The organism is Billgrantia saliphila, assembly GCF_002930105.1.
Classification (GTDB): Bacteria; Pseudomonadota; Gammaproteobacteria; order Pseudomonadales; family Halomonadaceae; genus Halomonas; species Halomonas saliphila.
Genome location: NZ_PJRN01000012.1, coordinates 71,749 through 97,557 on the forward strand (window position 1 = coordinate 71,749; position 25,809 = coordinate 97,557).

Sequence of the window (25,809 nt, forward strand, 5' to 3'; positions counted from 1 at the left end):
TGAGCATGAGATGCCCATGGCCCTGCCCGACGACTTTCTGCCTGCCGCTGACATCCCCCCTCAGCTTGCCTCCGCCCTGCAGAAGGCCAGGCAGCGCTTGAGCGATAGCCTGGCGCAGGCCGACGACCTCGCCGAGATGACCGGTCAGGAGCCGCCATCGGAGAACTGGCTGGCGCTGGATACGCAGCGGCGCCGGGACCTGGCGCGGGTACTGACCATTTCCGACTTCGCCCTCGACACCCTGGTACGCCATCCCGACTGGCTGCAGCACCTCGATGCCAGCGGCGAGCTGGAGGCGTCGCCGCCCGCCGAGGCGCTCTCCGCCTGGCTGGCCGACCGGCTGGAAGGGGCCGAGGACGAGGCGGGGCTGCATGCCGCGCTGCGCCGCTTTCGTCGGGCGCGCATGCTGGGCATCGTCTGGCGCGACCTGACGCGGCCGGCGGGTGTCGACATGTGGACGACCGCGGCGGCGGTGTCGCGGCTCGCCGAGGTCTGCCTGGAGGGGGCGCTCGCCTGGCTCGAAACGCACCTCGAGCCGCGCTGGGGACGGCCGTCCACACGCGCCGACAGTAGCGAGCAGCGGCTGGTGGTACTGGGCATGGGCAAGCTCGGCGCCGGCGAGCTCAATCTTTCTTCCGACATCGATCTGATCTTTGCCTTCCCCGAGAACGGTGAGACCGAGGGTGGGCGCAAGTCGCTCGAGCATCAGGAGTACTTCACTCGCCTGGGGCAGAAACTGATCGCCGCGCTCGACGCGGTGACCGCCGAAGGTTTCGTCTTCCGTGTCGACATGCGCCTGCGCCCGCTGGGCGACGGCGGCCCGCTGGTGGGAAGCTTCGCCTCGCTGGCGGCCTATTACCAGAACCAGGGCCGCGAGTGGGAGCGCTATGCCATGCTCAAGGCGCGGCCGGTGGCTGGCGACCTGGAGGCCGGAGCCGAGCTGCTGGGGCATCTGCGCCCCTTCGTCTACCGTCGCTATCTCGACTTCGGCGCCATCGAGTCGCTGCGCGAGATGAAAGGGCTGATCAATCGCGAAGTGAAGCGTCGCGGCATGCAAGCCAATATCAAACTCGGCCCCGGCGGCATTCGCGAAGTGGAGTTCGTGGTCCAGGCCTTTCAGCTCATTCGCGGCGGGCGCGATACCGAACTGCAGGTCACCTCGCTGCACACCGCCCTCGAGCGACTACCGGCGTTGGGCCTATTACCGCCGACGGTGGTCGACGAGCTGCTTCCGGACTACGTCTTCCTGCGTGATCTCGAGCATGCGCTGCAGGCGCAGGAGGACCGTCAGACCCAGAACCTGCCCGACGACGACCTGGGGCGCGAGCGCGTCGCCCTGGCGCTGGGCATGGAGGACTGGCCCGCGGTGGTGGCGCGGCTCGAAGAGGTGCGGGCGCGGGTGCGCCAGCATTTCGACGCGGTGATCGCCGATCCGGAGACGGAGCTCGAAGAGGAGGAGAATGCGCCGAACGGCGCCGTCGTGTCGCTCGACGATTGGCGTGAGCTGTGGCAGGCCGAACTCGACGACGACGAGGGGCGCGCGCTGCTCGATGAGGCCGGTTTCGCCGACCCTGCGACGGCGCTGCGGCGGCTGGCGACCCTGCGCCAATCGCGCCAGGTGCAGACCATGCAGCGCATCGGCTACGAGCGTCTCGAAGCCCTGATGCCGCTGCTTTTGGATGCCGTGGCCGGCAGCGACGCCCCCGACGTTGCGCTCGAACGAGTGCTACCGTTGATCGAGGCGGTGCTGCGGCGCACTGCCTACCTGGCGCTGCTGCGCGAGAACCCCGAAGCACTGAGCCACCTGATGGGGCTGTGCGGCGCGAGCCCATGGATCGCCGAGCAGCTGGCCCGTTATCCGCTGCTGCTCGACGAGCTGCTGACACCGGAGACGCTGTACACCCCTGCCGACAAGGCGCGCCTGGCCGACGAGCTGCGCCAGGCCCTGGGGCGCATCCCCGAAGAGGACGAAGAGGCTCAGCTCGAGGCGCTGCGTGTGTTCAAGCATGCCCACGTGCTGCGGGTCGCCGCCTCGGACATCGCCGGTACCCGACATCTGATGAAAGTCAGCGATTACCTCACCTATATTGCCGAGGTACTGCTCGAGGCGGTGCTGACCATGGCCTGGCGCCATCTGGTGCGCAAGCATGGCCATCCGCAGCGGCGCGACGGCAGCCGCGCCGGCATCGAGCCCGAATTCCTGATCGTCGGTTACGGCAAGCTGGGCGGCATCGAGCTGGGTTACGGCTCCGATCTCGACCTGGTCTTTATCCACGACGCCGACACCCATGGCGCCACCGATGGCTCTCGGCCCCTCGACGCCCCGGTGTTCTTCACGCGCCTGGGGCAACGCATCATTCACCTGCTTACCGCGGTGACCCCGGCCGGCGCCCTTTACGAGGTCGACATGCGCCTGCGCCCCTCGGGCAATGCGGGATTGCTGGTCGCGTCGCTGGACGCTTTCGCCGACTACCAGCGACGCGAGGCCTGGACCTGGGAGCACCAGGCGCTGGTGCGTGCCCGTGTGGTGGCCGGTCATTCGCGACTGGCGGAGGGCTTCGCCGAGATTCGACGCGAGATTCTCGGTCGCGAGCGCGACCGTGAGGCGCTGCGCGCGGAGGTGGTGAAGATGCGCCAGAAGATGCGCGACCACCTGGGCGGCAAGAGCGGGGAGGGCGAATTCGATCTCAAGCACGACCCCGGCGGCATGGTCGACATCGAGTTCCTGTGCCAGTATGCGGTGCTCTCCATGGGCCACGAGACCCCGGACCTGCTCGAGTGGAGCGACAACATGCGCATCCTCGAGACTCTGGAGGCGACCGATCGTCTGCCCGCCGATGAGTGTCGACGGTTACGCGAGGCCTACCTGGCCCTGCGCAGCGCCGCCCATCGCGCTTCGCTGACGCGCGAGCCCGCCCGCGGCCGAGACGCGGACTTCAGGGCGCAACGCCAGGCGGTGATCGACGCCTGGCAGCGCCTGCTCGAGCCCGAATCATGATCGCCTGTCGATTCCGCCACCACTCGATGGAACCAAGATGAACAAGGTACTGGTACTGCACGGCCCCAACCTCAACCTGCTGGGCACCCGCCAGCCCGAGATATACGGCCGCGAGACGCTGAACGACATCAACAATACGCTGTACGAGAAAGCCGCGGTCAACGGCTGGGACATCCGGGCGCTGCAGAGCAATCACGAGGGGGAGCTGATCGACGCGATCCACGCGGCGCGTGACGACGGCACCGCGGCGATCATCATCAATCCCGCCGCCTACACCCATACCTCGGTAGCGATCCTCGACGCCCTCAACGCCTTCGAAGGCAAGGTGATCGAGGTGCATCTCTCCAACGTGCACAAGCGCGAGGGCTTCCGTCATCACTCCTACGTCTCGCTACGCGCCGACGGCGTGATCGCCGGGCTCGGCAGCCAGGGTTACCTGGCCGCGCTCGACGCGGTGATCCGGGCCGCTGAGCGCACCTGAGGCAATCCTCGTCAGGTGTCGAGGGATGCTTGAGGGGGTAATTGTGCCGGTTTGGGCAAGCGCGGCGCCCTCTCCGAACCCTCGCCTAACCTGCCGGGAGCAGGCCGACGCCCTGCAGGCTCCAGATGACCAGGCTGAGGGTAAGGAAGGAGGCGAGGGTTGCCACCATGAGCGCGGCCGCCGTCACTCCCTCCATGCCGTGGCGCAGCCCGAGCAAGGGGTAGATGCTGATCATCGGGGCGCAGGCGAAGATCAGCGCGCCGGCCACCAGCAGAGGATCGAAACCCGGCAGCAGCAGAAAGGCGACGAGCACGGCCAGCGGGTGCAGCAGCAGCTTGCCGACGACGATTTGGCCCACGTCGCCGACCATGCCCCGCACGCGCAGCCCGAACAGGGTCGCGCCGATGACGAACAGGGCGGTGGGCGCGGCGGCGTCCGCCAGCATGTCGATCGCGGTATCGACGGGGACCGGCAGCTCGATCCCGCCCAGCGCCAGGCTCACCCCGATCGTCAATCCGATCAGCACCGGATTGCGCACCAGGCGCACTGCCGTGCTGCGCACGACTTCGCGTACGCCCTGGCCACCCTGCCTCCCCACCTCGGCCAGGATGAGGGCGGCGGGGATCACCAGCAGGTTTTCCACCACCATGTTCAGTGCCAAGAAGATGGCGGCGGGCGAGCCCAGCGCCATCGCGGCCACGGGGTAGCCGACGAAGCCGCTGTTGGAGGCCGACGTGCCCAGTGCCTGCAGGGCGGCGACCTCGAGTGGACGCCGCTGCAGGCGCAGCGCGATCAGCAGCACCAGCAGGAAGACGGCGATCGAACCGCCGCCGTAGGCCAGCAGGTAAGGAAGGTTGAAGACCTCTTCGATGGGGCTCTGCGTCAGGGCGCGGATCACCAGGGCGGGCAGGGCGATGTAGAGAACGAACGTCGCCACTCCCTGCACCCGCTCGCGGTTCGCTATGCGAAGCAGCATGGCCAGGTAGCCGATGCCGATCAGCAGGAAGATGGGTGCCGTAATCGCGAATATCTCGAGCACATCGGCCTCCTTGCCTGGACGAGCGTGGCCCTCAGCTGACCGAGGTGCGGATCTGGCGTGCCTTCTCCTGCAGCAGTGGCAGGTAGCGCTTGACCAGGGTGTCGTAATCGACGCGCGCCGCATTGGTGCTGATGTTGATGCCGCCGAGCAGCTTGCCGTTGGCGTCGAAGGCCGGCACCGCCAGCGAGCGCAGCCCTGAGTCGAGTTCCTGGTCGACGATGGCATAGCCCTGCTGGCGCACTTCGAGGATACGCCGCTTGAGCTCCGCCCTGTCGGTGATGGTTCTGTCGGTATAAGGCTCGAGCACGGCCTTCTCGAGGAAGGCGTCGAGTTCGGCGTCGGGCAACTGGGCGAGCAGCACCCGGCCCATCGAGGTGTGTGCCGCCGGCAGACGCGTGCCCACCGAGAGGGTAATGGCCAGCAGGCGGTGCCGTGCCGCCGAGCGCGCCACATAGACGACCTCGTTGCCCTCCATGACACCCAGCGAAGACGACTCACCGATTTCCGCCGTGATGTCTTCCAGCACCTGCTGAATGACGCTGCGATAATTGTTGGAAGAGAGAAAGGCATAGCCGAGCTGCAGCACCTTGGGTGCCAGCTCGAAGGAGCGACCTTGCTTTCTGACGTAGCCCAGCGCATGCAGCGTCAGCAGGAAGCGGCGCGCCTTGGCGCGATTCATGCCGGTACGGGCGGCCACTTCGCTCAGCGTCATTCGCGGATGCGCCTCGTCGAACGCCAGGATGACCTCCAAGCCACTGGCCAGGGCAGTCACGAAGTCGCGGTCGTCTGGGCTCAACACCTCGTCTTGCATGGAGACATCCTCTTTACAACTACAACGGCTGGATTCGCGCCGGACAGGCGGCGCAGACGATAACGCATCAGTGTTCGATATGCGAACCAAAACCCGCGACACTGACGAGAGAAAAACCACGGATCGCGATGCCACAGGCGTTAAGACTAAAGTCGGGTTTTGGGGCCAAGAAAGAACGCAGTACTCTCGGTGTGGTTTGCGAATATATGTACGTATAACGAACAGGGCGATCCCCATCAACAATAACGTACCCAATCGAATAGGTGGCGTGATGATGAATTTCCTGAAAGCAGCGAGCCTGGCGGTGTGCAGCGGCAGCCTGGCAATGGCGGCGAGCGTCTCCACGGTGCAGGCCGACGAGTGGCCGACCGACGACGTGCGCCTGGTGGTGCCCTACGCGCCGGGCGGTACCACCGACGTGTTGTCCCGTCGCGTTGCCGATCTGCTCCAGGAGGAGCTGGACGCCAACGTGGTGGTAGAGAATCGCCCCGGCGCGGGCTCCACCGTGGCGACCGGGCGCCTGGCGCGCGGCGGCCGCGACGTCGATCACACCATTCTGATGGCTTCCCCTGGCCATACCATCGGGGCGGCGATCTATCCCGACCTGGCCTACGACCCGGTCGAAGACTTCGTCTTCCTGCAGAACCTGATCGACATCCCCAACGTCATGGTGGTGCCGGCGGACAGCCCCTACGACAGCGTCGAGGAGTTCGTCGAGGCGGCCAAAGAGCAGAACATGACCTTCAGCCACAGCGGCGTGGGCAGCTCCATTCACATGTCGGGTGAGCTGTTCAAGACCCTGACGGAAACCAACATGACGGCCGTTCCGTTCGCGGGTAGCGGCGCGGCATTACCGGCCCTGTTGGGTGGCGACGTCGACGTGTCGTTCGAGAACATGCCGACCGTGCTGTCGCACATCAAGTCGGGTGACCTGAAGGCCCTGGCGGTCACATCCGCCGAGCGCTCCGAGCACCTGCCCGACGTACCGACCCTGCGCGAAGGGGGTGACTACAACCTCGACCAGTTCGTGACCACCGCCTGGTTCGGCCTGATCGCGCACGAGTCCTTCCCGCAGGAGGCGCAGGACGCCATGCGCGAAGCGCTCGACGCCGTGATGCAGCGCGAGGAATTCCAGAACTTCGCCGAGCAGCTGGGCGCCGAACCCGGCCAGGTCGCCGGCGAGGAGTTCAAGCAGTTCATCGCCTCCGAGGTGGAGCGCTGGCAGGAAGTCGCCGATCAGGCGGGCATCAGCCAGTAATTTCCTGAGCCGGTCCGGCAATCGATGAGGCGAGGGCTCCGTCCTCGCCTCACCTGTTTTCCAGAGGAGGTGGCTATGTCGACACCCGTACACAAGCGCGGTGGGCCGATCCGGGACCCCGGCGACGTCCTGGCCGGCGTCGTGCTGCTGATCGCCTCCGCCATCCTGCTGTTCCATCTGATCCCCAACTACATCGGCGAACCACCGATCCTGCAGAACCCCATGATGTCGCCGCGCTGGCTGCCGCGCATCGTCGGTTGGCTATTGCTCGGTTTCTCCGCCCTACTGATCGTGCAGGGATTGCTGGTCGACAACACCGACAAGGAGGACGGTCGCCGCATCGAGAAGGGGCCGCGGCGCCGCTTCGCTCTGATGGTCGTGGCACTGCTGGTCTACGTGACGCTATTCGAGGCGCTGGGCGCGGTGATCAGCGGCATCCTGGCCACGCTGATCCTGTTCGTCGCCCATCCGGTGCGTACCTGGTGGGTCTATGGCCTGGCCATCGTCTTCCCGGTCGTCGTCACCTTCCTCTTCGTCAAGGTCATGAACGTGCCGCTGCCGGTGATGCCGTTCTGATGGCGAACCGCCCACCCTGGTTCTAGGTGACGTATGGAAATCATTTCGGAAGTCCTGCAGCTCTTCCTCCATCCAGAGAACTTCCTGGCCATCGCGCTGGGAGTCGTGATCGGCGTGGTGGTGGGTTCCATTCCCGGCTTGACCGCCACCATGGCGGTGGCACTGGCCCTGCCTTTCACCTTCTCCATGGAGCCGATCGCCGCCATCCTGCTGCTGGTCGGCATCTACAAGGGCGGCATGTACGGCGGCTCCATCACCGCCATCCTGATCCGCACGCCCGGTTCGCCCGCGTCGGCCTGCACCCTGCTCGACGGTTATCCCATGGCCCAGCAGGGGCACGCCAAGAAGGCGCTCAAGATGGCGCTGTATTCCTCGGTCATCGCCGATTTCATCTCCAATATCGCGCTGATCTTCTTCGCCGCCTACCTGGCCAAGATCGCCCTGAACTTCGGTGCCCCCGAGTTCTTCTGGCTGATCTGCTTCTCGCTGACCATCATCATCTCGCTGGCCAGCGGCTCGATGATCAAGGGGCTGCTGGCGGCGCTGCTGGGCATTCTGCTTTCACTGGTGGGGCTGGATGAAGTCTTCGGCTCCCAGCGGCTGACTTTCGGCAACTACAACCTGATGGACTCGATCTCGTTCATTCCGCTGCTGATCGGTCTGTTTGCGATTCCCGAGATCGTCGAGTTCTACCGCAAGAAGGCATTGCCGCACATCAAGGCCAAGGCCAGCGGCGCCAGCGTGACCCTCTCCGAGATGAAGCGAAGCCTGAAAACCATCGTTCGCGGCAGCCTGATCGGCGTGATCATCGGTGCCATCCCCGGCACCGGAGCGACCGCCGCGGCCTTCATCTCCTACAGCGATGCCCGGCGCCGCTCGCCGCGGCGCGACAACTTCGGCAAGGGCGAGGTGGAAGGCGTGGCCGCTTCGGAAGCGGGCAACAACGGCGTGGCGGGGGCGACCATGATCCCGCTGCTGTCGCTTGGCATCCCCGGCGACGTGATAACCGCGATCATCCTCGGCGCTTTCATGGTGCACGGCCTGACGCCCGGCCCGCTCCTGTTCCAGGAGAACTTGCCGCTGATCTACGCCCTGTTCATGGGCATCATGTTCAGCTCGCTGGTGCTGCTGGTGGTGGGCAACGGCGCCATCAAGTACTTCTCGCTGATCGCCGACATTCCCAAGGAGATCCTTTTTCCCATCGTGCTGATGTTCTGCGTCTACGGCGCCTACGCCGTGAACAACGACACCTTCGACGTGTGGCTGATGCTGGGCTTCGGAGTGCTGGGTTATGTCTTCAATCGCGCGGCGATTCCCGCCGCCCCCTTCCTGATCGGCTTCATCCTGGGGCCGATGTTCGAGGACAACCTGCGTCGCTCGCTGCTGATCGGCGGCAACGACCTGTCGATCTTCGTGCGCGGCCCGATCGCCTGGTTCTTCATCGCGCTGACGCTGGGCTCCATCCTGCTGGCGCTCTACCGCTACGTGACCGCGCGGCGACTGCCGACCCAGACCGACACGTCCCAGGAGGCGCCTTGAGCCCCATGTGAGCCAGGGTGACGTTGAAGGTCTAGGACCGGAACCGATGAGGCACGTCCGCTGCCGACCGCGCATATTGCGCCGGGTGGCGATCGCACGAATGACGAGCCTGCGCCGTCAGCGATGACGTGAAGCATAATTGAGGAGCGATACGATGGCAGGACCGCTGACAGGCCTGCGGGTGCTCGACCTGAGTCGCGTGATGGCCGGCCCCTGGTGCACCCAGATACTCGCCGACATGGGCGCAGAGGTCATCAAGATCGAGCGCCCCACGAGCGGCGACGACACACGCCACTGGGGGCCGCCATGGTTCAAGGACCGCGATGGCAACGAGACCCGAGAGTCGGCCTATTACCTCTCGGCCAACCGCGGCAAGCACTCGGTGACGGTGGATATCGGCAAGCCGGAGGGCCAGGCGCTCGTCCGCGAGCTCGCCGCCGAGAGCGATATCCTGGTGGAAAACTTCAAGAGTGGCGGCCTGGCCCGTAAGGGGCTCGACTATGCCACTCTCGAAGCCATCAACCCGGGGCTGATCTACTGCTCGATCACCGGCTTCGGTCAGACCGGGCCGATGGCTACCATGGCCGGCTACGACTACCTGATCCAGGCCCAGGGTGGGCTGATGAGCATTACCGGGGCGGCCGACGGCGAACCGGGCGCCGGCCCGCAGCGGGTCGGCATGGCGGTGGCGGACCTGACCACCGGCATGAATGCCGCCATCGCCATTCTCGGCGCGCTGCACCATCGCAGCCAGACCGGCGAAGGCCAGTACATCGACATGGCGCTGCTCGACGTGCAGGTGAGCTGGCTGGCCAACCAGGCGCAGAACTATTTCTGCAGCGGTACGCCGCCCACCCGCACCGGCGAGTACCACCCCAACCTGGTGCCCTACCAGCCGTTCCCCACCGCCGACGGCGAGAAGGTCATCATCGCGATTGGTAACGACGGCCAGTTCCAGCGTTTCTGCCAGGCGGTGGGCCGCCTCGAGCTGGCCGATGACTCGCGCTTCGCCACCAATCCGGAGCGGGTGCGCCATCGCCTTGAGCTGGTGCCGATCATGGTCGAGATCACGCGCAGCCGCACTGCTGCCGAATGGATGACGCTGCTGCGTGAGATCGCGGTGCCCTGCGGGCCGATCCAGAACATCGCCCAGGTATTCGATGACCCCCAGGTCCAGGCGAGGGAGATGAAGATCGAGCTCGAAACCGAGCGTGGACCGGTACCTGGGGTGGCCAATCCGATCAAGTATTCGCGTACCCGGCTCGAGTACCGCAAGGCGCCGCCGACACTGGGCGAGGATACCGAGACCGTGCTGGCGCGGCTGCTCGGCAAGGCGCCGAGGGAGATCGATGCACTACGTCGTCAGGGCGTTCTCTAGGCCCGGTCATGCGCATGCGACAGGCCCCGATATGGCGGGGCCTACTCGAGACGGCACTATTCTCAGCCGACGTCAGCCGACGGTGACACCACCACAGACGAACAGGGTTTGCCCGGTGACGAAGCCGCTGCGCTCGTCGCAGAAGAAGCTCACGGCCTGGGCCACGTCCTCGGGCTGACCCATGCGCTGCACGGGGATATTGTCGATGATGCGCCGTGCCCGCTCGGAATCCGGCGGGTTGTTCTCCCAGAACGCCGTCGTGGCGATGGGGCCGGGGGCCACGCAGTTGACGGTGATGCCGTCGCCGGCCAGCTCCAGCGCCCAGGTGCGAGCCATGGACTGCAGCGCCCCCTTGGTCGCGCTATAGAGCGTGCGCGCCTCCTTGCCCAGTACCACGCGGCTGGCGTTGATCACGATGCGGCCGTGGTTGCGCTCGCGCATGCCCGGCAGCAGCGCCTGGGTGCAGACCAATGCCGAACGCACGTTTAGGTGCATCAGGCGATCGAAGTCCTCCACCCGGGTCTCGTCGAGCAGCGCGGGGACGACGATGCCCACATTGTTGACCAGGCAGTCCACGGCGTGCTGCCGGGCGATCTCGTCCAACGCCGCGCGGGTGGCGTTCACGTCGGCGAGGTCGACCCGCCTCGCATCCGCCTTGAGCGATTCGGCCTCGGGCTCGACGATATCCAGCACGAAGGTGCGATAGCCGTCGCGCTGCAGGCGCAGGGCGATGGCCTGGCCAATGTTGCGGGCGCCTCCGGTGACGACGGCACAGGATTCGGTCATGTCGGATCCTTCGATGACGGTACGCTATGCGTACATAAGTTCGAATTGCGTTTAATGGTTGCGCCGCGACACGCACGCCACAATGCGACTTTCGTTTAACGGCTCCAGGCAAGGCTGTCGCAACGGAGGTTTTCTGGCGCCCGGCTCGTGAGTTGCTCAATGACGGCGCAGCCTCTAGCATCGGTTCGAATCGCGAACATTGGTACGTACAACAAGCCCGCCTCGGAGACCTCACCATGCCAGCCCCCCTGATTCGACACCCCTTCATGAGCCAAACGGCATTGGCAGAGTGCGATGGCCAGGCCATGGTCCAGGCCATGCTCGCGTTCGAGCTGGCGCTGGTCGAGGTGCAGGAACGCCAAGGGGCGCTGCCGGCCGGAACCCACTGCGCCATGTGTGAGCGTCTCGAGACGCATGCGTTCGATCTCGATGCCCTGGCGGCGGGTGTGGCCAGCGGCGGCAACGCGGCGATCCCCTTCGTCAAGCAGGGGCGCGCGGCACTGCCCGAGGCACTCAAGCGCTATTGGCACATGGGTGCCACCAGCCAGGACGTGATCGACAGCGCGCTGATGCTGCTGCTCAAGCCTCGCCTGGCCGCACTGGATGCACTGCTGCTGCGCTGCCGCGCCGCCGCGGTCGAGCTGATGAAGACCCATGAGCAGTCGGTCATGGTGGGACGCACCCTGATGCAGCAGGCGCTGCCGATCACCTTCGGCGTAAAGGTGGCCCACTGGGCCATCGGGCTCGAGCAGGCGCGCCGCCGCCTGGTCACCACCGAGCTGCCGGTGCAGTTCGGCGGTGCCGTGGGGGTGCACTCCGGCTGGGGCGAGCAGGGCCTCGATTTCATGGACGCCCTGGCGGAGCGCCTGGGGCTTGCGGCCCCGGTGCTGCCCTGGCACACCGACCGCCAGCCCATCCATGCCTTGGCCACGGCGCTGGATGCCGTGGCCGGAGCCGCCGAGAAGGCGGCATTGGACGTGTCATTGCTGACCCAGACCGAGATCGGCGAGATCAGCGAGCCAGGCGGCGAGGACATGGGCGAGTCATCCGCCATGCCGCACAAGCGCAACCCGGTGCGCTGTGCGCTGATTCGGGCGGCCTGTCGTCAGATTCACGGCCATACCACGGTACTGCTCAATGCCGGCGCTCAACCCCTGGAGCGTGGACTGGGCGAATGGCACGCCGAGTGGTCGCCGCTGATTGACAGTGCGCTGTCGCTCGAGGGTGCCCTGGAGCAGCTCGCGGTGCTGCTCGAGGGGCTCGAAGTGCACCCGGAGGCGATGCAGCGCAACCTGGCGATCACCGGCGGGGCGATCATGGCCGAACCGGTGTCGCGCTTGCTGGCACCCGTCGTCGGTCAGGACGCGGCCAAGCGGATCAGCGCCGAGGCGGCCGAGACGGCCCGCATCGAGCGGCGTGGCTATGCCGAGGTGCTGGCCGAGCACCCCGAGGTGCAGGGGCGTATCGACAGCGCCGAGCTGGAGCGTGCCGCCGATCCCACCTTATACCTTGGTAGTACCCAAAAGCAGGTCCAGCGTGCCATCGATTGGCTTGGAACGCCGTAACCTATTGTGCGGTCGTGATTATGCGGGAACGTGCAGACAGGGGAGGCGATGGCTTCCCCTTTTTCGTTATTGACGATCGCGAAAGGGGTGATTACTGTTGTTCGTATCACAAACCTGTGTTCGTTATGCGGACAAAAGGAAACACAAGAGAAAGAGGTTCCCACCATGGCCGAGATCCTCAGCCTGCATGACGCGGTAGCGCGCTACGTCGAAGACGGCGCCACCGTGGCCATGGAAGGCTTCACTCACCTGATTCCCTTCGCCGCCGGTCACGAAGTGATTCGCCAAGGCCGGCGCGATCTCACCCTGATTCGCATGACGCCCGATCTGGTCTACGACCAGATGATCGGTGCCGGCTGCGCCAAGAAGGTGATCTTCTCCTGGGGCGGCAACCCCGGCGTGGGCTCGCTGCATCGCCTGCGCGACGCGGTGGAGAAGGGCTGGCCGCACAAGGTCGAGATTCTCGAGCACAGCCACGCCGCCATGGCCTGCGCCTTCGAGGCCGGGGCCGCCGGGCTGCCGCTGGCCGTGCTGCGCGGCTACGTGGGCAGCGAGCTGCCTAGCGTCAACGACCAGATTAAGTTCATCGAGTGCCCCTTCACCGGCGAACGCCTGGCCGCGGTGCCCTCGGTGCGCCCCGACGTTTCCATCGTCCACGCACAGAAGGCCGACCGCGCCGGCAACGTATTGGTCGAGGGCATTATCGGCGTGCAAAAGGAAGCCGTACTGGCGGCGAAGAAGAGCATCGTCACCGTCGAGGAGATCGTCGACGACCTGCGCACCGAGCCGGGCTATCACCCCAACGCCTGCATCATCCCCGGCTGGGCGGTCAGCGCCCTTGCCGTGGCCGAGAGGGGCTCGCTGCCCTCCTATGCTCACGGCTATTACCCGCGCAACAACGCCTTCTACAAGGAGTGGGACGCCATCGCCCGCGACCGCGACACCTTTACCCGGTGGATCGAAGAGAACGTCATGACTGCAGGGGGGAATGCCTGATGAGCCTCGACTACAGCTCCGCGGAGATGATGAGCGTCACCGCCGCACGTGCGCTCGAGAACGGCATGACCTGTTTCGTCGGCATCGGCCTGCCCAGCGAGGCGGCCAACCTGGCGCGCCTGACCCATGCGCCGGAGGTAGTGCTGATCTACGAATCCGGCACCCTGCAGACCAAGCCCGAGGTGCTGCCGCTCTCCATCGGCGACGGCGAACTGTGCGAATCGGCGCTGACCACCGTCTCGGTGCCGGAGATGTTCCGCTACTGGCTGCAGGGCGGCAAAGTCGACGTGGGGTTCCTCGGCACCGCCCAGATCGACCGCTACTGCAATCTCAACACCACCCTGATCGGCGACTACCATGATCCCAAGGTGCGCCTGCCGGGCGGCGGCGGGGCGCCGGAGATCGCCACCAACGCCGGCGAAGTGTTCATCACGCTCAAGCACTCCAAGCGCACCTTCGTGAAGGACGTCGACTTCATCACCACGCTGGGCTTCGGTCGCGACGGTAAGGGCCGCGACGGCGTACCCAACATCGGCCGCGGCCCGACCCGGGTTATTACCGACCTGTGCGTGATGAAGCCCGATCCCGAGACCAAGGAGCTGGTCGTCGTCTCGCTGCATCCGAGCGTGACCCGCGAGGACGTGATCGAGGCCACCGGCTGGGAGATCCGCTTCGCCGACACGCTCGAGACCACGCCGGAGCCCAGCGCCCGCGAACTCGAGGTGCTGCGTGAGCTTAAGGAGAGGACCGAACGCAAGCACGCGGGCGAGTAAATTCGCCTTATAACGGCCTGCGCTTGGCCATACGGCGTTGAGAGACAGCTCGGGCGCGAGTCCGATCAAAATGCATTTACCCATACGTAAACTCCGCCTTTGGACTCGCGACATCCATGTCGCTCGCTCTTCGAGCAGCGGAGCTGCCCAAATCGGCAATCCTTGCCGTTTTGTCGCTGTCTCTCACCTTGTCTGGCCATTGCTCGTCACGTTCTAACAGCGAATTTCAGGAGATTTTTATCCATGAACGACGTCTATCTGTGTCATCCGGTGCGCTCGGCGATCGGCAAGTTCGGTGGCACGCTCTCTAGCGTGCGCCCCGACGACCTCGCCGCGCGCATCTTCGAAGCCCTGCTCGCACGCGCCCCGGACCTCGATCCGGCCGCCATCGATGACGTGATCATGGGCTGCGCCAACCAGGCCGGCGAGGACAACCGCAACGTGGCGCGCATGTCGGCGCTGCTCGCCGGCCTGCCGACCAGCGTGCCCGGCACCACCATCAACCGACTGTGCGGTTCGAGCATGGACGCCATCGGCACCGCGGCGCGTGCCGTGCGCGCCGGCGAGGCCGAGCTGATGATCGCCGGCGGCGTCGAATCGATGTCGCGGGCACCCTACGTGCTGAGCAAGGCCGATGGCGCCTTCTCGCGCAGCCAGACGATGGAGGACACCACCATCGGCTGGCGCTTCATCAACCCGTTGCTCAAGAAGCGGTACGGCGTCGACTCGATGCCGGAGACCGCCGAGAACGTCGCCGAGCAGTTCGGCATTTCACGCGAGGACCAGGACCAGTTCGCCTACACCTCGCAGCTGAAGACCAAGCGTGCCCAGGACAATGGCCGCCTGGCCCGCGAGATCGTGCCGGTCGAGGTGCCGCGGCGCAAGCAGGAACCGCTGGTCTTCGATACCGACGAGCATCCGCGCGAGACCACCCTGGAGAAGCTCGCCAGCCTGCCCACGCCGTTCCGCGCCGCCGGCTCCAGCGTGATGGGCTCGGTCACCGCGGGCAACGCCTCCGGCGTCAACGACGGCGCGGCGGCGGTGATCGTCGCCAGCGAAGCCGCAGTGAAGCGCTACAACCTGACCCCGATGGCACGCATCCACGGCATGGCCACCGCCGGCGTCGAGCCGCGCATCATGGGCATCGGCCCGGTGCCGGCCTCGCAGAAGCTGTTGCAGCGGCTCGGCATGAGCGTGGACCAGCTCGACCACATCGAGCTCAACGAAGCCTTCGCCGCCCAGGCGCTGGCCTGCCTGCGCGAGCTCGGCATCGCCGACGACGACCCGCGGGTCAATCCCAACGGCGGTGCCATCGCCCTGGGTCACCCGCTCGGCATGTCCGGCGCGCGTATCGTCACCAGCGCTATGCACGAGCTGCAGCTCACGGGCGGCCGCTACGCCCTGTGCACCATGTGCATCGGCGTGGGGCAGGGGATCGCGACGCTGATCGAACGCGTATAAAGGCAAGGGCGCCGAGCCATGATTCGACGCCTGAGGATGGGAGAGTGTTTATGGCATTTCTGACGATCGACGGCCGCAGCGTCGCCTATCGCCTGCTCGGCCCCGAGGCGCTGCCGCTGGTGGTGCTGGCGCATCCGCTGGGCATGACCCAGGCGGTGTGGGACGACCTGCTGCCGGCGCTGCTGCCGCGCTACCGTGTGCTGACCTGGGACCTGCCGGGCCACGGTGCCAGCCAGGCCTGGCCCGAGGCGGGCGGCGAAATCACCCCGGCGGCGCTGGCCCACGATGCCCTGGCGCTGGTCGAGCATGCCGGCGCCTCGCGCTTCCACTTCGTCGGCACTTCCATCGGCGGCGTGGTGGGCCAGCACCTGATTGCCGAGCACGCCGAGCGGCTCTACTCCGTCACCCTGACCAACACTGGTGCCGTGATCGGCAACGCCGAGCTGTGGACTACCCGCGCCGGCCGCGTGCGCAATGAGGGGCTTTCGGCCATTTCCGGTGAGATCGTGCCGCGCTGGTTCTCCGCCGAGCGGCTTAAAGCAGAACCCGCCCTGGAAGCCGGCTGGCGTACCCAGATGGCGCGTACCGACGGTGAGTCCTACGCCCGGCTGTGCGAGATGCTCGGCTGCAGCGACTTCCGCGGCAAGCTGAAGGGGCCGCTCGCGCAGTACCCGAACCTCGGTGTACACCTGCTCGGCGGCAGCGACGACGTAGCCACCCCGCCCGAGACCCTGCAGGCCCTGGCGGCCGAGTGTGGCGGCGCGCCCCTGGAGATTCTCGAAGGCTTCGCTCACGTGCCCTCGGTGGAGAGCCCGGCAATCATGGCCAAGCGGCTGCTGCTGTGGATGGCCAACGATCGAGAAGACGTCGGCAAGCATGGCGTGAGCTACGCCGATGGGCTCGAGACCCGCAAGCAGGTGCTCGGCGAGGCGCACGTGGCCCGCTCCACCGAGAACGCCAACAGCCTCGATGCGCCGTTCCAGCAGATGATCACCCGGCTGGCCTGGGGCGAGCTGTGGAGCAACGACGACCTCACCCGCCGCGAGCGCAGCCTGATCACCACCGGCATCCTCGCCGCCCTGGGCCGCGAGGAGCTAACGCTCCACCTCAAGACCGCCAAGCGCATCGGGCTGAGTGAAGCCGAGCTGCGCCAGGTGTTGCTGCACGTGGCGGTCTACGCCGGCGTGCCGGCGGCGAACCATGCGTTTGCGTTGGCAAAAGAATTAGGTTGGGGTGAGAAATCCTAGACTTTCGTTAGGGTGCTAATAAGATGTGCCGCATGGCATGATCCGAACCGGCCTTTGGGCCGGTTTCGGCTTTACGGACATGATGCAGTGAGCGCAGGAGAGAAGGGCATGACCCACGACACGCTAACCCAGCAGACCTCGGAAGGGCTGCGCCAGGCGCTGCTGGCCTATGGCCTGCTGTGGTGCCTGGGGCTCTACCTGCGCCTCACGGTGCTGGTGGTGCCGCCGCTCATTCCGCAGCTCAAGGGGTTGCTGGGGTTCACCAACGGCGAGGTGGCCACCGCCACCAGCCTGCCGCTGGTGACGTTGGCCGCGGGTGGGCTGGTGGCGGGCTGGCTGCTGGCGCGCCTTGGTGTGCGCGGCTGCCTGCTGCTGGGGCTGGCGGTGATGGCGCTGGGCAGCGGCCTGCGCAGCCTGCCGCAGGGCTTCCTGGCCTTCACCCTGGCCACCGTGCTGATGGGTATGGGCATCGCCTTCATGCAGGCCGCCATGCCGGTGCTGGCCAAGCTGTGGGCGCCGGGCCATGTCGGCCGCGCCTCGGCGGTCTACACCAACGGCCTGCTGGTCGGCGAGCTGCTGGCGGCCGGCGCCACCGGGCCGATGGTGGCGCTGTGGCTGGGCGAGCGGTGGCAGTGGGCCTTTACGGTGTGGGTGCTGCCGGTGCCGCTGCTGATGCTGGCACTGCTGCTGGTGGGCCGCCGGCTGCCGCTGGCCAATTCGCCTGCCGGCAGGCCTGCCGAGGGCCGCCTGACCCTGCCGGACCTGGGCGACGGGCGCATGTGGCGCCTGGTGGCTCTGCTCGGCGCGGCGGCGGCGCTCTATTTCTGCGGCAACATCTTCCTGCCGCCGCTGCTCGAGGCAAGCCAGCGCCTGCACCTGCTGGCGGCGAGCCTCATCGCCCTCAACGGCGCCCAGATGATCTCGTCGGCGCTTTTGATCCTGTTCGCCGACCGCCTGATGGGCCGCGCCCGGCCGCTGATCGCCATCACCCTGCTCGCCCTGCTGTCGATACCCGCCATGCTGGCGCTGCCGGGCGGCCACGTGGTCTGGGCGGCGGGCGTGTTCGGCTTCTTCACCAGCGCGCTGTTCATCTTCGTGCTGGCGCTGCCGGCCTGGCTGGTGACGCTCGAGCAGCTGCCGCGGCTGATGAGCGGCATGCTCTGCTTTGGCTACTTGCTGGTCTTCGCCATCACGGTGCTGGGCGGGTGGCTGAACGACTGGAGCGGCACGACGAGCCTCGCCTTCCTGCCGACGGCGTTTATCGGGCTGGTGGCGATCGGCATCATCCCGCGGCTGCTGGCCAGCCGCGAGCCGGCCGCGCACGCTTCCCCACACGCGCCGCGCTGAGCCGCGTGACTTCCGTTCCCGCGCGGTTTGCGCGAAGGTAACGGTTCCTTACGCCGACGCCGAATCGTCATGCTCAACTCCCGCATCAAGCTGCGTCACCTGCAGGCCTTTCTCGAGGTTGCCAAGCGGCGCAGCTTCGCCCGTGCCGCCGAGGTCCTGGCGATTACCCAGCCGGGCATCTCCAAGGCGATCCGCGAGCTCGAGGATATCCTGGAGACAGACCTGTTCGAGCGCACCGCCCAGGGCGTGGCGCTGACCCAGGCCGGCCTGACCCTGCTGCGCCACGCCGGGCCGGCCTTACGTGCGCTGGAGGAGGGCGTGGCCACTGTCGGCGATACCCACCGCGGCGACCGCTGGCTGCGCGTGGGCGCGCTCTCCACGGTGGAGAGCCACCTGCTGCCCGAGGCCATTCGGCGCTGGCACGCCGCGCCCGGCGGTCAGAACGACGTGGGCGTGAACGTGGTAACCGGCTCCAGTGCCTTCCTTCTCTCGCGGCTGCGCCGCGGCGAGCTCGACCTGGTGGTGGGGCGCATGACCGAGGCCCGCGAGATCCGCGACCTGGCCTTCGAGCATCTCTACTACGAGCCGTTGCTGCTCAGCGTGCGCAGCGGCCATCCGCTGGCCGGCGTCTCCCCCCTAGACCCTGCCCGGCTGGGCGACTTCCCCTGGGTACTGCCGCCGCCCCAGACCACCTTGCGCCAGCAGGTCGACAGCTTCAGCGTGCGCCATTCGCTGACATTGATGAGCCAGCGACTGGAGACCCTCTCGTTGCCCGTCAGTCGACGCTACACCCTGGAGAGCGACGCGATCTGGGTCGCGCCCGAGGAAGCCATCGCCGAGGACCTGGCGGCGGGGCGGCTGTGTCGGCTAGCCGTTGACCTGGAAGCCCAGGGCGGCTCCGTTGGGCTCTGCTTCAATGCCAGCATGCAGCCCTCGCTGGCGCTGGAGGCCTTCTGCGAGGTGCTGCGCGAGGTCAGCGCCGGGCGCGGCTCGGGTAGCCGTGCAAGATAGCCATCGTAGCGGCAGCGCAGCATAACCCAACGGTTATGGGGGGTGCCCGAGTCGTCAATTGGCGCACCTGCGACAAGGCGCCACACTGGGCGAGACCCAACCCCAGAGACGATTCCCATGCAAGACGACAACAAGCGCTTCGTAGAGCGCGACCGTAACTGGCACCCCCCGGCCTACGCGCCCGGCTACAAGACCACGGTAGCCCGCTCGCCGCAGCAGGCACTGGTCAGCATGCAGCAGCCCAGCGCCTCCGAGCTTTCCGGGCCCGACTTTCGCCAACTGCGCATGGGCCCCCACGACAACGACCTGCTGCTCAACTTCCGTGAAGACCCGTCGCTTTCGGGCGCGGCCGGCCTGCCCGTGGGCGAGCGCATCATCATGTTCGGTCGCGTGATCGACCAGTTCGGCAAGCCGGTGCCGCACACCCTCGTCGAGATGTGGCAGGCCAACGCCGGCGGCCGCTATCGCCACAAGAAGGACGGCTACCTTGCCCCGCTGGATCCGGGCTTCGGCGGCGTGGGCCGCACCCTGACCGACGAGCAGGGTTGGTACCGCTTCCGCACCATCAAGCCGGGCCCCTACCCCTGGCCCAACGACCCCAACAGCTGGCGCCCCTCGCACATCCACGTCTCGGTGATGGGCCCGTCTATCTCCACCCGGCTGATCACCCAGATGTACTTCGAGGGCGACCCGCTGATTCCGATCTGTCCCATCGTCAACACCATCAAGGATCCGGCCGCGGTCGAGACCATGATCGGCCGCCTCGACATGGCGCGCAGCAAGCCCATGGACTGCCTGGCCTATCGCTTCGACCTGGTGGTACGCGGCGAACTGCAGACCTTCTTTGAAAACCAGTAAGCGGGTTCGAGAACCAGCAAGGGGCAACCAGATGAAACAGCCGAATTCCCAATCCTGCAGCGAGCTGATGCTGCGCGAGACCGCCTCCCAGACTGCCGGCCCCTACGTGCACATCGGCCTGGCCCTTCACGTGGCCGGCCTGCCCGAGCGTGACGAGGAGATCTGGAGCCGAATGGCCAGGCCTGAGGCCGAGGGCGAGCACATCGAGGTGGTCGGCACCGTGATCGACGGCAACGGCGACCTGGTGCGCGACGCCCTGCTCGAGGCCTGGCAGGCCGACAGCAAGGGCCGATACCAGCCCGAGTTCGACCTGAAGAAACCGTTCAACAGCTTCGGGCGTACCGCCACCACCGCCGACGAGGGCAGCGAGTGGTCGCTGACCACCATCAAGCCCGGCCGCGTGCGGGTCGACGGCATCGACGAAGAGCATGGCGTCATCGACGACAAGGACTCCCACCTGGCGAATGCCCGCAGCGCCCTGAAGATGGCACCGCACATCAACCTGGCGATCTTCGCCCGTGGCGTGAACATCCACCTGCAGACCCGCCTCTACTTCGAGGACGAAGCCGACGCCAACGCCGAGTGCCCCGTGCTCTCCCGCATCGAATCGCCGACCCGCCGCCAGACCCTTATCGCCAAGCGCGAAGAGGCCGACGGCAAGGTGCGCTATCGCTTCGACATCAAGCTGCAAGGCGAAGGCGAGACGGTGTTCTTCGATTTCTGATTCAGCGTCACCGTAGCGAACCCGGCTCTGTTAGGCGGAGCCGTCAGCACGAGAGCCAGCGCATTGCGCTGGCTCTCGTCTTTTTGGCTTACGTTGACCTGGGTCGCTGGTGCAAGCCTGTCGTGGCGTATAGGCTGAAGAAATGTGTTTGTTTGTAAGCTGAATTTCGGCGGGGCTGGGTGTCGGCAGCTAACGACCCAAAGCGGACATGGCGGGAGAGGCAGCAAGCAATGTTGGCACTGAGAAAAAGTCGTTATGGTAAACGGCTGCGGGGGACGTACAGTGATACAACGAGTCTTTTTAAGATGGCTACATGATTATGGTCAAGGTGCGCTAAGTCCCATCATCATGGAGAGAATGGGATGAGCCAATACCTTTTGAGCTTTGCCAGAAGTCATCTTGATGGTAAGTCCGACGCCTATTTGGCGCTTTTTTGGTGCCTCTACAAGGCCAATCAGAGTAAAGGTCGTTATTCAGAACATATAAAAACCTACTTGGCCACAGCTGCTGACGAACTTCTTCAGAAGGACTACCAGCGTATCGCCTTACGCTTCAAGAAGGTTCTCGATGCTAAGCCTGAGCTTGATTGGGTCGCCCCCTCTGGCTTGAGCCCCTTGGCATATCTACAGGTAAAAAACTTCAGAGGGTTTGGTGAGCTTTCTTCAGAGGACAAAGGAAGTCACCTGAGGTTTAGCAAGACAAAAAATATCTTTTACGCCCCTAACGGAGGCGGGAAGTCTTCGCTGTGTGAAGCCTTGGAGTATGGCACCACGGGGCACATAAAAGAGGCGGATCGACGCAAGACCAAAGTTAGGCAATACATTGCTAGAGGGGCGGCAAAGATGTCCCTCTCCCTAGTGGGGACAGATAGAGCGCCTGTCACTCGCAGCATCGCCTGGGCAAGCTGCTTTATTGATCGCAATCGCTTGCATGAATTCTCATTGCTTGGCTCCAAGGATACTGGCAGCCACGAGAGTGACGTCATTGCCACGTTGTTTGGTCTCGAAGAGTTTCAAGACGTCATATCACGGTTTGTGAAACCAGAAAGCTTCAGCCTCAATATGTACCTTCGCCAAGATCATACTGAGGCCCTGGCTACCATTGACAGCGAGAAAGCGGCCTTGATTAAGGAGCGGCGTCGCCTTGCTGAGAATATAATTGATCTGAACAATAAAGTGTGTGCCCATCTTGTTTTGCCGACTAATCAGCAAGGCGCTGTACGTGTCAGGTTCTTGCGTCTAGCGAAGCTGGCAGAGCTGAAAATCCGTAAGGCCGAAAGGCTAAAGCTTTCAGAGCCCCCTACCATTATTAAGATGGAGCGAATTCGCCGCGCTGGTTGGATCGCTACCCGCTTACTCTCAAGAAAATCGAAGATCGAAGCTGCGTTCCTCCATAACGTTTCAGCGGTTAATTATCGCGCTGTTTATGAAGCCCTTGTGGCTATTGAGAGCACGGGAACGGGTGATGTATGTCCTGCGTGCTCCACATCGTTACGTAGTGTGACCGAAAACCCGTTCGAGAAGGCTCGGCGTGAGCTTCAGTCACTGAGTATGTTGGAACAACTACAAATTTCTCAGCAACGCAACGATCAGCGCATAGCCCAACTGGCTGCAAAAATCTCCACTGGCCTTGCTGAGATTGAGACGAATACTCGTTTAGGTGTATCGTGTTCATTAAGCCTAAGCGACCTCCAATCAGCCATTTCTAATTTCCAAGAAGCAACGGATAGAGCAATGGCTGCGGCTCAGGTGCTCGCTCATTTTACCCAGCTGCTAACCGTCGACTCCGCAGGCATCGAAGCCTATTTTAATGATTGTCAGCAGAAAAATGTGGAGATTCAGCAGGCAGATGTGATAGTCAACGGCCTTGAGGAACAGGCTTCAACTCTCAAGAAAACAGAAGAGGTCGTTAGGGAGCTGTTTACTGAAAAGATAGCCTCGCAACGAGCTTACACCAGCGCGGGTGAGAGAATATCGAGTCTGTTGCTCCAAACGGACGCGCTTCAGAATGAGGATGCGGGCAATGCGAGGTTCAATTCGTTCATACAGCAACTACAGTTGGAGTACGGTAATCTATATCGTGACTTGTTAGGCTATAAGCTTTCCTTGGAAAATTCGAGAATCGCTGGGATTGAGAAAAAGGCTGCCGATTATTACAAAGCGATCAATGACCACGATGATGAGCACGAACGCATCGAGTCTATCCGTTTTGATAAAGCCAGTGATGGCTACCGGATAAAGATCTCGAACGCTGACGGTACCTCCATTGATGCCTTCTCTATTCTGAGTGAAGGTCATTTGCGGACACTGGGTCTTTCGCTACTCCTGGCGATGGCCGAGAAAAATAATTTCCCGTTAATCGTTTTCGACGATGTAGTCAATGCTATTGACAGCGATCACCGCTCCAATATCATCGACTTGTTCTTTTCGGATCCGTACCTTAAGCGTACTCAAATGGTGGTCACGACACATGATCGCCTCTTTTGGGAGCGTTTCTGCATCATTGCAGAAAGGCATCCACAAGCCGACCAGCACTCCAGCTGTGTACTTAGCTATACAAACAAGGGTGTCGTGATTGTTGACTACGCAGGTGGGTTCCAGGCGAAGGTTCACGAGGCCTTAACGGTATATGACGTGAGGCAGGCGTTAATCTACTGCCGAATCTGGTTTGAGTCCATGGTGGTTGAATATTGCTTGGAGAATTCAGTATCGATCACTGCTAAGTTTGGGAAATCCAATCTTAAGAAAAATATATACTTACAGATAAGTCTGGAAAAAACCTTTGCGTTAGTTGAGCCTCATATTGCCTACGATCTAAAGCACTTCAATTTGATCAAGAACGATCTCGTTAACTGGAGCGGGCAAAATCAGGAGCATCATGCGTTCGATGAGGCCAGCTTGAATTTCGTTCACTCGAAAACCAGCCAAGAAGTCATTAAAATCTATGATGCACTCCGCTTGCTGGAGTGCCAGCTTTTTCCAAGCAAAAAGCAAGCCTCATGTCAGGACCTTCTTCAGGATGTGAACGAAAAAATCGACATGTGGGCTGTAAAAATCGAAAGACTTGGAAGAGCTCCAGCCGAGGTTCAGCTGGCTGCTAAGAAGAAGTTAGATCTTTTGCGTAAACGTGCAGATGAACTTACCCAGGAGCTCGCTTATGTTGAGGTTTGTCTGGCTGGAATGTCAGCTTGACTTTAGCGTACGATGTGAAGCCGAGTCACCTTGGTGGTTACCACAGGTGGAGTGAAACAAAAGAAGGCGGGTATTTATTTATATTGCTCTAACGTCCGTTTCTGGCCGAATCCTATCTCCCCTCCCACTGCTACACTGCCGACAGTATCAATAGCTGCTGATCGGAATGCGTAACCATGAGCCTATATGTCGAGAAAGCGCCCGTGCCGCTGGAGAAGGTGCGCCGCTATCTGGAGCCAGGGCCCATCGTGCTGGTCTCGTCGGCTTGGGAAGGGCGACGGAACATCATGACCATGGGCTGGCATACGGTGATGGCGCTCTCGCCGTCGCTGGTGGGCTGCATCGTCTCGGCCGGCAACCACAGTTTCGAGATGATCCGCCGTAGCCGCGAATGCGTCATTAACCTGCCGACGACGGCCCTGACCGATCAGGTGGTGGGTATCGGCAACAGCAGCGGCGCCGAGGTCGACAAGTTCGAACACTTCGGGCTGACCGTCCAGCCGGCGGAACGGGTAGGCGCCCCGCTGGTTGGTGAGTGCCATGCGCACTTCGAGTGTCGGCTATTCGACGACTCCCTGGTGGAGCGCTACGACTTCTTCATCTGGGAAGTCTTGTCGGCCCGCTCGGCGGTAGCGCCCGAGTACCCCGAGACCCTCCACTACACTGGCGACGGTGTCTTCACGGTGGCCGGCGAGATCATCGACCGGCGCGAGCAGTTCTTGCCACAGATGCTCTAGGCCTTGTCCGGCAGTGGCCTAGGTCTCACCCTCACCCCTCCCTCTTACCAATCGCCTCAATAATGCTTTCGCAAAACCAGCGCTGAGAGGGGGAGCGGCTGGCCTGGGCCTGCCAGTGCAGCGCGACTTCGAACTCGGGTACGTGAAAGGGCAGTTCGTGGATGGTCAGTGGCGAGCCTTCGGTGAAGCTGGCGGCGACTTGCAGCGGCATGATGGCGATCAGGTCGCTGTCGTGAAGCACCCGTGGCAGCACCGAGAAGTGCGGGATCTCGAGGCTCACCTTGCGCTGTATACCCTCCTGGCGCATGACCTCTTCGGCCATGCCATGCCCCGAGGAGGAGGTGACGGCGACATGGCGCGCGGCGATGAAGCGCTCGCGGGTCAAGGGGTCTTCCTCGAAGCGTTCCTGGTTGAGCAGGCACACGTAGCGATCCCTTAAGAGCACATGGCGCGCAATCGCCGCGCTCGTCAGCGGGCGGCTGCAGATCAGTGCATTGACCCTACCGGCGGCCAGCCACTCCTCGGCGTGCTCGATCTCCAGCGGCACCACTTCCAGCTCGGCCTGCGGCGCCTGGTCGTGCAGGTGGCGCATGAGCTTCGGCAGCAATGCCATTTCGCCCAGGTCGGTCAGGGCCAGCCGGAAGCGGCGGGTGCAGGTCGCCGGGTCGAAATCGCGGCTGCTCTCGATGGTGTCCTGCAGCTGCTGCAGGGCGTCGCGCAGCGAGGGGTAGAGCTGGCGGGCGGCAATGGTGGGCTCCATGCTCTGGCGAGTGCGCACGAACAGGCGGTCCTCGAAGAGGTCGCGCAGCCGGGCCAGCGCATAGCTGACCGAGGGCTGAGTGACGTAGAGCCGCTCGGCCGTGTGAGTGACGCTACCGGTTTCGTACAGCAGCACGAAGGTGCGCATGAGGTTGAGGTCGATGTGATTCATCGCATAGACACACTTTATTTTTCATAGAAAGAATATCGATTTGCTTGATTATAGCAGCGGCGACTAGCGTGAAGGCACGTACTGCACAAGACCAAGGAATCG

The 25,809-nt window shown here is 64.0% G+C and carries 21 protein-coding genes; 17 read left to right on the forward strand and 4 right to left on the reverse strand.

The window, feature by feature from the left end:
* Positions 1-16 precede the first annotated feature (16 nt).
* Both glnE and aroQ read left to right on the forward strand, forming a co-directional pair.
* Entirely contained in the window at positions 17-2,998 is a 2,982-nt protein-coding gene (glnE, locus tag CYJ07_RS14085; protein WP_104204345.1) for a bifunctional [glutamate--ammonia ligase]-adenylyl-L-tyrosine phosphorylase/[glutamate--ammonia-ligase] adenylyltransferase, read from the forward strand.
* 37 nt (positions 2,999-3,035) lie between these two features.
* Complete coding sequence (gene aroQ, locus CYJ07_RS14090; protein ID WP_104204346.1) at positions 3,036-3,479, forward strand: type II 3-dehydroquinate dehydratase; 444 nt, start codon at positions 3,036-3,038, stop codon at positions 3,477-3,479.
* A gap of 85 nt (positions 3,480-3,564) precedes the next feature.
* Here the strand turns inward: aroQ and CYJ07_RS14095 are convergent, their stop codons facing one another.
* Positions 3,565-4,518 (reverse strand): AEC family transporter, encoded by a 954-nt coding sequence (locus tag CYJ07_RS14095; protein ID WP_104204347.1) that lies wholly within the window; start codon positions 4,516-4,518, stop codon positions 3,565-3,567.
* 31 nt (positions 4,519-4,549) lie between these two features.
* Positions 4,550-5,329, reverse strand: a complete 780-nt coding sequence (locus CYJ07_RS14100; RefSeq protein ID WP_104204348.1) for an IclR family transcriptional regulator domain-containing protein — start codon at positions 5,327-5,329, stop codon at positions 4,550-4,552.
* Positions 5,330-5,600: 271 nt separating this feature from the next.
* On the opposite strand from CYJ07_RS14100, the gene CYJ07_RS14105 reads away from it, so the two are divergent.
* From CYJ07_RS14105 to CYJ07_RS14120, 4 genes are all read left to right on the forward strand, one after another.
* A complete protein-coding gene (locus tag CYJ07_RS14105; protein WP_104204349.1) occupies positions 5,601-6,587 on the forward strand; it encodes a Bug family tripartite tricarboxylate transporter substrate binding protein in 987 nt (328 codons plus the stop codon).
* A 75-nt stretch (positions 6,588-6,662) separates the two neighbouring features.
* Positions 6,663-7,163, forward strand: a complete 501-nt coding sequence (locus tag CYJ07_RS14110; protein ID WP_104204350.1) for a tripartite tricarboxylate transporter TctB family protein — start codon at positions 6,663-6,665, stop codon at positions 7,161-7,163.
* A gap of 33 nt (positions 7,164-7,196) precedes the next feature.
* Positions 7,197-8,702 (forward strand): tripartite tricarboxylate transporter permease, encoded by a 1,506-nt coding sequence (locus CYJ07_RS14115; protein ID WP_104204351.1) that lies wholly within the window; start codon positions 7,197-7,199, stop codon positions 8,700-8,702.
* A 154-nt stretch (positions 8,703-8,856) separates the two neighbouring features.
* Entirely contained in the window at positions 8,857-10,080 is a 1,224-nt protein-coding gene (locus CYJ07_RS14120) for a CaiB/BaiF CoA transferase family protein (protein ID WP_104204352.1), read from the forward strand.
* A 72-nt stretch (positions 10,081-10,152) separates the two neighbouring features.
* Here the strand turns inward: CYJ07_RS14120 and CYJ07_RS14125 are convergent, their stop codons facing one another.
* Positions 10,153-10,866, reverse strand: coding sequence for an SDR family NAD(P)-dependent oxidoreductase (locus CYJ07_RS14125; protein WP_104204353.1), 714 nt, complete (start codon positions 10,864-10,866; stop codon positions 10,153-10,155).
* 236 nt (positions 10,867-11,102) lie between these two features.
* On the opposite strand from CYJ07_RS14125, the gene CYJ07_RS14130 reads away from it, so the two are divergent.
* The 11 genes from CYJ07_RS14130 to CYJ07_RS14180 all read left to right on the forward strand — a co-directional run bounded on the left by CYJ07_RS14130 (position 11,103) and on the right by CYJ07_RS14180 (position 24,776).
* Positions 11,103-12,431: a class-II fumarase/aspartase family protein gene (locus CYJ07_RS14130; RefSeq protein ID WP_104204354.1), complete on the forward strand. Its 1,329-nt coding sequence runs from the start codon at positions 11,103-11,105 to the stop codon at positions 12,429-12,431.
* A 165-nt stretch (positions 12,432-12,596) separates the two neighbouring features.
* The gene (locus CYJ07_RS14135; protein WP_104204355.1) at positions 12,597-13,427 is read left to right on the forward strand and encodes a CoA transferase subunit A; all 831 of its coding nucleotides are present in this window, start codon (positions 12,597-12,599) and stop codon (positions 13,425-13,427) included.
* A complete protein-coding gene (locus CYJ07_RS14140) occupies positions 13,427-14,200 on the forward strand; it encodes a CoA-transferase subunit beta (protein ID WP_104204356.1) in 774 nt (257 codons plus the stop codon). Before CYJ07_RS14135 ends, CYJ07_RS14140 begins: the two co-directional genes overlap by 1 nt.
* A 243-nt stretch (positions 14,201-14,443) precedes the next feature.
* On the forward strand, positions 14,444-15,661 hold the full coding sequence (gene pcaF / locus CYJ07_RS14145; protein WP_104204357.1) for a 3-oxoadipyl-CoA thiolase: 1,218 nt from the start codon (positions 14,444-14,446) through the stop codon (positions 15,659-15,661).
* Between the two features lie 50 nt (positions 15,662-15,711).
* A complete protein-coding gene (locus tag CYJ07_RS14150; protein WP_104204358.1) occupies positions 15,712-16,908 on the forward strand; it encodes an alpha/beta fold hydrolase in 1,197 nt (398 codons plus the stop codon).
* A 108-nt stretch (positions 16,909-17,016) separates the two neighbouring features.
* A complete protein-coding gene (locus CYJ07_RS14155; protein ID WP_104204359.1) occupies positions 17,017-18,255 on the forward strand; it encodes an MFS transporter in 1,239 nt (412 codons plus the stop codon).
* A 69-nt stretch (positions 18,256-18,324) separates the two neighbouring features.
* Positions 18,325-19,266, forward strand: coding sequence for a pca operon transcription factor PcaQ (pcaQ, locus tag CYJ07_RS14160; RefSeq protein ID WP_104204360.1), 942 nt, complete (start codon positions 18,325-18,327; stop codon positions 19,264-19,266).
* 117 nt (positions 19,267-19,383) lie between these two features.
* Positions 19,384-20,124 carry a protocatechuate 3,4-dioxygenase subunit beta gene (pcaH, locus tag CYJ07_RS14165; protein ID WP_104204361.1) on the forward strand — a complete coding sequence of 247 codons (741 nt, stop codon included), beginning with the start codon at positions 19,384-19,386 and terminating at the stop codon, positions 20,122-20,124.
* A gap of 31 nt (positions 20,125-20,155) precedes the next feature.
* Positions 20,156-20,848, forward strand: a complete 693-nt coding sequence (locus tag CYJ07_RS14170) for a protocatechuate 3,4-dioxygenase subunit alpha (RefSeq protein WP_104204362.1) — start codon at positions 20,156-20,158, stop codon at positions 20,846-20,848.
* 362 nt (positions 20,849-21,210) lie between these two features.
* A complete protein-coding gene (locus CYJ07_RS14175; protein WP_104204363.1) occupies positions 21,211-24,039 on the forward strand; it encodes an AAA family ATPase in 2,829 nt (942 codons plus the stop codon).
* Between the two features lie 176 nt (positions 24,040-24,215).
* Positions 24,216-24,776 (forward strand): flavin reductase family protein, encoded by a 561-nt coding sequence (locus CYJ07_RS14180; protein ID WP_104204364.1) that lies wholly within the window; start codon positions 24,216-24,218, stop codon positions 24,774-24,776.
* A 31-nt stretch (positions 24,777-24,807) separates the two neighbouring features.
* Here the strand turns inward: CYJ07_RS14180 and CYJ07_RS14185 are convergent, their stop codons facing one another.
* On the reverse strand, positions 24,808-25,707 hold the full coding sequence (locus tag CYJ07_RS14185) for a LysR family transcriptional regulator (protein ID WP_104204365.1): 900 nt from the start codon (positions 25,705-25,707) through the stop codon (positions 24,808-24,810).
* Positions 25,708-25,809: the final 102 nt, after the last annotated feature.

Excerpts from the sequence above, each read along its gene's own strand:
- glnE (WP_104204345.1), top strand. The coding sequence starts at position 17 with ATGGCCCTGCCCGACGACTTTCTGCCTGCCGCTGACATCCCCCCTCAG.
- aroQ (WP_104204346.1), top strand. The coding sequence starts at position 3,036 with ATGAACAAGGTACTGGTACTGCACGGCCCCAACCTCAACCTGCTGGGC.
- CYJ07_RS14100 (WP_104204348.1), bottom strand. The coding sequence starts at position 5,329 with ATGCAAGACGAGGTGTTGAGCCCAGACGACCGCGACTTCGTGACTGCC.
- CYJ07_RS14105 (WP_104204349.1), top strand. The coding sequence starts at position 5,601 with ATGATGAATTTCCTGAAAGCAGCGAGCCTGGCGGTGTGCAGCGGCAGC.
- CYJ07_RS14110 (WP_104204350.1), top strand. The coding sequence starts at position 6,663 with ATGTCGACACCCGTACACAAGCGCGGTGGGCCGATCCGGGACCCCGGC.
- CYJ07_RS14115 (WP_104204351.1), top strand. The coding sequence starts at position 7,197 with ATGGAAATCATTTCGGAAGTCCTGCAGCTCTTCCTCCATCCAGAGAAC.
- CYJ07_RS14120 (WP_104204352.1), top strand. The coding sequence starts at position 8,857 with ATGGCAGGACCGCTGACAGGCCTGCGGGTGCTCGACCTGAGTCGCGTG.
- CYJ07_RS14125 (WP_104204353.1), bottom strand. The coding sequence starts at position 10,866 with ATGACCGAATCCTGTGCCGTCGTCACCGGAGGCGCCCGCAACATTGGC.
- CYJ07_RS14130 (WP_104204354.1), top strand. The coding sequence starts at position 11,103 with ATGCCAGCCCCCCTGATTCGACACCCCTTCATGAGCCAAACGGCATTG.
- CYJ07_RS14135 (WP_104204355.1), top strand. The coding sequence starts at position 12,597 with ATGGCCGAGATCCTCAGCCTGCATGACGCGGTAGCGCGCTACGTCGAA.
- CYJ07_RS14140 (WP_104204356.1), top strand. The coding sequence starts at position 13,427 with ATGAGCCTCGACTACAGCTCCGCGGAGATGATGAGCGTCACCGCCGCA.
- pcaF (WP_104204357.1), top strand. The coding sequence starts at position 14,444 with ATGAACGACGTCTATCTGTGTCATCCGGTGCGCTCGGCGATCGGCAAG.
- CYJ07_RS14150 (WP_104204358.1), top strand. The coding sequence starts at position 15,712 with ATGGCATTTCTGACGATCGACGGCCGCAGCGTCGCCTATCGCCTGCTC.
- CYJ07_RS14155 (WP_104204359.1), top strand. The coding sequence starts at position 17,017 with ATGACCCACGACACGCTAACCCAGCAGACCTCGGAAGGGCTGCGCCAG.
- pcaQ (WP_104204360.1), top strand. The coding sequence starts at position 18,325 with ATGCTCAACTCCCGCATCAAGCTGCGTCACCTGCAGGCCTTTCTCGAG.
- pcaH (WP_104204361.1), top strand. The coding sequence starts at position 19,384 with ATGCAAGACGACAACAAGCGCTTCGTAGAGCGCGACCGTAACTGGCAC.
- CYJ07_RS14170 (WP_104204362.1), top strand. The coding sequence starts at position 20,156 with ATGAAACAGCCGAATTCCCAATCCTGCAGCGAGCTGATGCTGCGCGAG.
- CYJ07_RS14175 (WP_104204363.1), top strand. The coding sequence starts at position 21,211 with ATGAGCCAATACCTTTTGAGCTTTGCCAGAAGTCATCTTGATGGTAAG.
- CYJ07_RS14180 (WP_104204364.1), top strand. The coding sequence starts at position 24,216 with ATGAGCCTATATGTCGAGAAAGCGCCCGTGCCGCTGGAGAAGGTGCGC.
- CYJ07_RS14185 (WP_104204365.1), bottom strand. The coding sequence starts at position 25,707 with ATGAATCACATCGACCTCAACCTCATGCGCACCTTCGTGCTGCTGTAC.